A 2,741-nucleotide genomic window follows, 5' to 3' on the forward strand; every position below is an offset into this window, starting at 1 on the left:
CGCCTACCGGCCGCTCATCGTCGCATACCGGAACGGCTCGCCGATCAGGCTGGAGCAGCTCGGCGCTGTGCTCGACAGCGTTCAGACCGACAAGGTCGCGTCCTGGTACAACGACGAGCGCTCGGTCATCCTGGCCATCCAGCGCCAGCCCGGTACCAATACCATCGAGGTGGTGGACTCGATCAAGAAGATCCTCCCGAGCTTCCAGGCCCAGCTGCCGGCCTCCATCAACCTCAACATCCTCTACGACCGCTCGGTGTCCATCCGCGCCTCGGTCGGCGAGGTCCAGTTCACGCTCCTGCTGGCGATCGCGCTCGTGGTGTTGGTGATCTTCCTCTTCCTGCGAAACGTCTCGGCGACGATCATCCCGAGCCTGGCCCTGCCGATGTCCATCATCGGCACCTTTGCCGGCATGTACGCGCTCGGCTACACGATCGACAACCTCTCGCTCATGGCGCTGACGCTGTGCGTGGGGTTCGTCGTGGACGACGCCATCGTGGTGCTCGAGAACATCGTCCGGCACATGGAGCATGGGATGGCCCGCATGCAGGCGGCGCTCCTGGGCGCGCGCGAGATCGGCTTCACCATCATCTCGATGACGCTGTCGCTGGCGGCCGTGTTCATCCCGGTGCTCTTCATGGGCGGCGTGGTCGGCCGCCTGCTCCACGAGTTCGCCTCCGTCATCGCCATCGCGGTTCTGGTCTCGGGCGTCGTGTCGCTGACGCCGACGCCGATGCTCTGCAGCCGCTTTCTTAAGCCGCCGGCCGCCTCGCACGGAAGGATCTACCGCGCCTCCGAGCGCGTCTTCGACGGCATGCTCACCACCTACCGGTGGACGCTGGAGGCGGTGCTCCGCCACCCGCAGGCGACGGTCGGCGTCTTCGTGGCGACGATCGCGGGGACGGCGTTGCTCTTCGTGGGCATCCCGTGGACGTCTTTCAATGGCGTCCCGAAGGGCTTCATCCCCGACGAGGACACGGGGCAGATCTTCGCCTTCACGGAAGGCGCGCAGGATATCTCCTTCGACAGCATGATGGCGCACCAGCGGGAAGCCGCCGCCATCGTGTTGAAGCAGCCGTACGTCTCCTCCTTCATGTCGTCGATCGGGGCCAGCAACACGAGCGTCGTGCCGAACACGGGGCGGTTCTTCATCCGCCTCAAGCCGCGCGCGGAGCGGCCCGGCGTGGACGAGATCATCCAGGAGCTGCGCGCCAAGCTCACCGGCATCCCCGGTTTCACCGTGTACCCGCAGAAGCTGCCGACGATACGGATCGGCGGCAACCTGACCAAGGCCGCCTACCAGTACACGCTCCAGGACGCCGACGCGGCCGACCTCTACAAGTGGGCGCCGGTGCTCCTCGACAAGGTCCGCGGGCTGCCGGGCTTCCTCGACGTCAACTCGGACCTGCAGGTGACGAGCCCGCAGGTGCTGGTCGAGATCGACCGCGACCGCGCCTCGGCGATGGGCGTTACCGCCTCGCAGATCGAGGCCGCGCTCAACAACGCCTACGGCGCGCCCCAGGTCTCCACGATCTACACGCCGACCAACCAGTACTGGGTGATGATGGAGCTCCTGCCCCGGTTCAAGGACGACCCCGACGCGCTCGGCATGCTCTACATCCGGTCGACTTCGGGCAAGCTCGTGCCGCTCAGCGCCGTCGCCAAGCTCACGCGCTCCGTGGGCCCGCTCACGGTCAACCACCTGGGCCAGCTGCCGGCCGTGACGATCTCCTTCAACCTCAAGCCCGGCGTGCCGCTGGGCGACGCCGTCGCTGAGATCCGCGGGCTCGAGGGTGGGCTCCGCCTGCCGGCGACGCTGACGACGACCTTCCAGGGCACGGCGCAGGCCTTCCAGGCCTCGGTCAAGGGCCTGGGGCTCCTCCTGCTGGCGGCCGTGCTGGTCATTTACCTGATCCTGGGCATCCTCTACGAGAGCTTCATCCACCCGCTGACGATCCTTTCCGGCCTGCCGTCTGCGGCGATGGGGGCGCTCCTGACGCTCCTCATCTTCCACGAGGAGCTGAACCTCTACGGCTTCGTCGGCATCATCATGCTGGTCGGCATCGTGAAGAAAAACGCCATCATGATGATCGACTTCGCGATCGTCGCCCAGCGCGAGGGCAAATCCCCCCGCGAGGCGATCTTCCAGGGATGTCTCCTCCGCTTCCGCCCGATCATGATGACGACGATGGCGGCGCTCATGGCGACGCTGCCGATCGCGGTCGGCGTCGGGGCGGGCAGCGACGCCCGGCGGACGCTGGGCCTCTCGGTGGTGGGCGGGCTCATCCTCTCCCAGCTCCTGACGCTCTACATCACGCCCGTGATCTATCTCCAGCTCGAGAGCCTGCGCGAGCGCGTGGGCGGCTGGCGGGATCTGTGGCGGCGGATGCGCCCGGCGGGGCCGGGAGCGTTGCAGCTGCCCTCCTCGGGCGCCGCGGGCAAGTAGCCCGCGGCCGGGAAGGGGAACGAAGAGCTACTGGACCGGGGCTTTGGGCGCGACCGACACGCCGACGGCGCCGGTCTTGTGGATCGCCTGGGCGACCAGCCCCGAGGCCTTTGCCTCCTCGACGAAGCCGCGAAGATACGTCACGCCGGCGTCACGTCCCTTCGGGACGCCCATGGCCTGCTGGACCGCCATGAACTGGCCATCGAGGATGCGCGATCCGGGCAGCTTCGCGGCGGGCGCGATGAGCGCCTGCCTCAACCCGGCGAGCGCTTCCACCTGTCCCGCTACCAGCAGG

At 67.7% G+C, this 2,741-nt stretch carries 2 protein-coding genes; one reads left to right on the top strand and one right to left on the bottom strand.

Annotated features, from left to right (window positions below):
* The coding region (locus VGV06_14200; protein ID HEV2056302.1) for an efflux RND transporter permease subunit at positions 1–2,446 on the top strand (2,446 nt) is incomplete at its 5' end.
* Between the two features lie 27 nt (positions 2,447–2,473).
* Here the strand turns inward: VGV06_14200 and VGV06_14205 are convergent.
* A partial coding sequence (locus VGV06_14205) for an ABC transporter substrate-binding protein (GenBank protein ID HEV2056303.1) occupies positions 2,474–2,741 on the bottom strand: 268 nt, incomplete at its 5' end.

This window comes from Candidatus Methylomirabilota bacterium (genome assembly GCA_035936835.1).
Classification (GTDB): Bacteria; Methylomirabilota; Methylomirabilia; order Rokubacteriales; family CSP1-6; genus AR37.